The following is a 2,827-nucleotide window of genomic DNA, read 5'->3' on the forward strand; positions in this document are numbered from 1 at the left end:
CTCTGTGGTATAGCATGAACCATTCCCATTCCAAAGTTAGAAGTGCGAAGTTAGAAGTACGAAGTTAGAAGTACGAAGTTTTTCACAATTACACCAATAACCAATCCACTATTAACCATTACAAAGTTAGAAGTAGAATTTCTCTGTGTAGCTCTGTGTCTTCTCTGTGGCTCTCTGTGGTATAGCATGAACCATTCCCATTCCAAAGTTAGAAGTACGAAGTTAGAAGTATGAAGTTAGAAGTACGAAGTTTTTCACAATTTCACCAATAACCAATCCACTATTAACCATTACAAAGTTAGAAGTACGAAGTTAGAAGTATGAGGTTAGAAGTATGAGGTTAGAAGTTAGCTATGGGATTGCGGGGACCCCACGATTGTGTAAGCAATTAATCCACAGATAATTAGCTGTCAGCCTATGTAAGTACACCTGAATCTGTATAACACGCACTGTATAGGTGCAAAAATATTTAAAAATTGCACTATATAAGTGCATTATTTGTATTTTTGTACAAAACTATAAGCGTATGGAATCTTTATTTGAGCAATCAAGGAAGCTAATAGACGAGACAGAAACAGGCTTTGTGCGGTATATGTTTCATCGTATGAACTGGCAAAACAAACTTGTGGGTTTAACCGGGCCAAGGGGTGTGGGCAAAACAACCATGGTGCTTCAATACATCAAGACCCACTTGCCTTTAAACAAAACGCTGTATGTTACTGCTGAAGACTTTTATTTTGCTAAAAATCGCCTGATTGACCTGGCTGATTCCTTTGAGAAATCAGGAGGGAAGTATTTGTTTATAGACGAAATTCACAAATATCCCGATTGGTCAAAAGAACTAAAGCTAATCTACGATTATCACAAAGATTTAAGAGTGGTTTTTACAGGTTCTTCAGTGCTTGATATCAAAAAAGGAAGTTCAGATTTAAGCCGTAGAGCAGTGGTGTATAGTATGCAGGGCCTGTCTTTTAGGGAATATTTAAAAATGTTTCACAGGGTAGAAGTCCCTGTTTTTACTTTAGATGAAATCCTGAATCATCAGGTAAATTTGCCTGAGTTGCCACGCCCATTGCCCTTGTTTGCCGATTATTTAAAAAAAGGATATTACCCTTTTGCATTTGAAGATGATTACGAGTTGAGGTTACAACAAGTAGTCAATCAAACACTGGAAAACGACATTCCTGTATATGCCGGTATGAATGTGGCTACCGGAAGAAAGCTTAAACAGTTATTAGCCATTGTAGCTGAAAGTGTTCCTTTTAAGCCGAATATGAGCAAAATAGCCGAAATGTTAACAATTAGCCGAAACAATGTAGCCGATTATCTACTTTACATCGAAGAAGCGGGCATGATCACGCAGCTAAGGGATGCAACAGGAGGAATCAGAGGCCTTGGAAAAGTGAACAAAGTGTATCTTGACAATACAAATTTAGTTTTCATCCTGGCGAAAGAAAATCAGAATATTGGCAATGTCAGAGAAACTTTTTTTCTCAATCAGCTTAAACTCCAACACAAAGTGGTGTCGTCATCACCGGCAGATTTTAATATTGACACTTTTGATTTTGAAATTGGGGGTAAAAACAAAGGAAGAAAGCAAATCAAAACTTCTGAAAAGGGCTTTGTCGTCAAAGACGATATCGAACGAGGTTTTTTGAACACCATTCCGTTATGGCATTTTGGTTTGATGTATTGAGAGGTGAGAGTTTGCCTACCGTAGCTTAAGCGAAGGGAGGTTCAAGGTTTATGAACTCGGGCAATAGCAAACAAACGTAGCAATTGAGAATTAAGAATTAAAAAAAATGAAGAATTAAAAATTATTTTTGCTTACAGCTAACTTTGCGAATCAGCAAACCTGCTATCTTTTTATAAATCTAATTTTAATTTTTCAGGATTTTGTCTTGTGTCAAAAATTGTAAGAATTTGAATTTCTTTATCATTGAATTCGTAGTACAAAGTAGTGTGTTTTGTGATTACACACCTTCTTATTCCACCTTCTTTTTGAGATTCAGGAAAACTATCCGGTTGGTCTTTAATAATTTGAATATGCTTATCTAGTTTTTTTATAAATTCAGACTTCACTTTATAAGACCACTCTTGGAGTAAATATTCAAAAAGCAATTCTAATCTTTTCATTGCTATTTGAGAAATTATAACTTTTCTACTCATTATCTATGTTTACTCATGAAAGAATCGTAGTCTAAAGACTCACCTTCTTTAATCTGATTTTTAGCAGTATTAATTTCCTTCTTTTGGTCAGAAGTTAATTCATCCCAGAAATCATTGGCTTCTTCTTTCTTGAAGATCTGTTTTATAGATTGAATAATTCTGGGATTATTAGTGTTCAATAATAATTTTGCCAATTCTATTTTTTCAGCTTGAATATTCATTTCTATATCAGTTTTAACAGTTTTGGATTTACGCAAATTGAGTTCTCTGTCAATAGCTGAAAGCGTATAGGTAGATCCCTGCTCGGCAACATAACTTTTTAATCTGTCATCCAATTCTTTTATGGTCTCATGATCTTTCCACCAAGGTATTTGCCCTGTTTCAACAGCACTAAACGCCTCAAAAAGGGCAGCAAGCTTTTCATCCCCCGCATTCTCAATTAGCCGGTGTAGTTTTTCACGTATCGCAGTTGTATCCATGGTTTTAATTGTGCTACTCCAAATATACAAAACTTTGGAAATAAAGTAGCTAATGGCAACTTACCTATAGGTGTGGTCTGTTAGATTTGGTTTTAAGGAGAGTGGGAGACAAGACGGCATAACGCAAAACCCCTCACAAAGTGTTGAATCACTTTATAAGGGGTCACTTAAATACAGCA

At 35.8% G+C, this 2,827-nt stretch carries 3 protein-coding genes; 1 reads left to right on the forward strand and 2 read right to left on the reverse strand.

The window, feature by feature from the left end; all coding sequences use genetic code 11:
* The first annotated feature begins 526 nt into the window (after positions 1-526).
* Complete coding sequence (locus tag AC6F75_RS11395; RefSeq protein WP_500715140.1) at positions 527-1,696, forward strand: AAA family ATPase; 1,170 nt, start codon at positions 527-529, stop codon at positions 1,694-1,696.
* A gap of 170 nt (positions 1,697-1,866) precedes the next feature.
* Here the strand turns inward: AC6F75_RS11395 and AC6F75_RS11400 are convergent, their stop codons facing one another.
* Positions 1,867-2,169 (reverse strand): type II toxin-antitoxin system RelE/ParE family toxin, encoded by a 303-nt coding sequence (locus AC6F75_RS11400; RefSeq protein WP_500715141.1) that lies wholly within the window; start codon positions 2,167-2,169, stop codon positions 1,867-1,869.
* Positions 2,169-2,648 carry a hypothetical protein gene (locus AC6F75_RS11405; protein WP_500715142.1) on the reverse strand — a complete coding sequence of 160 codons (480 nt, stop codon included), beginning with the start codon at positions 2,646-2,648 and terminating at the stop codon, positions 2,169-2,171. Before AC6F75_RS11405 ends, AC6F75_RS11400 begins: the two co-directional genes overlap by 1 nt.
* Positions 2,649-2,827 lie beyond the last annotated feature (179 nt).

This window comes from Planktosalinus sp., assembly GCF_059864935.1.

What these genes read in the sequence shown, in the direction of transcription:
- AC6F75_RS11400 (WP_500715141.1), bottom strand. Translation starts at nt 2,169, where the DNA reads ATGAGTAGAAAAGTTATAATTTCTCAAATAGCAATGAAAAGATTAGAA.
- AC6F75_RS11405 (WP_500715142.1), bottom strand. Translation starts at nt 2,648, where the DNA reads ATGGATACAACTGCGATACGTGAAAAACTACACCGGCTAATTGAGAAT.
- AC6F75_RS11395 (WP_500715140.1), top strand. Translation starts at nt 527, where the DNA reads ATGGAATCTTTATTTGAGCAATCAAGGAAGCTAATAGACGAGACAGAA.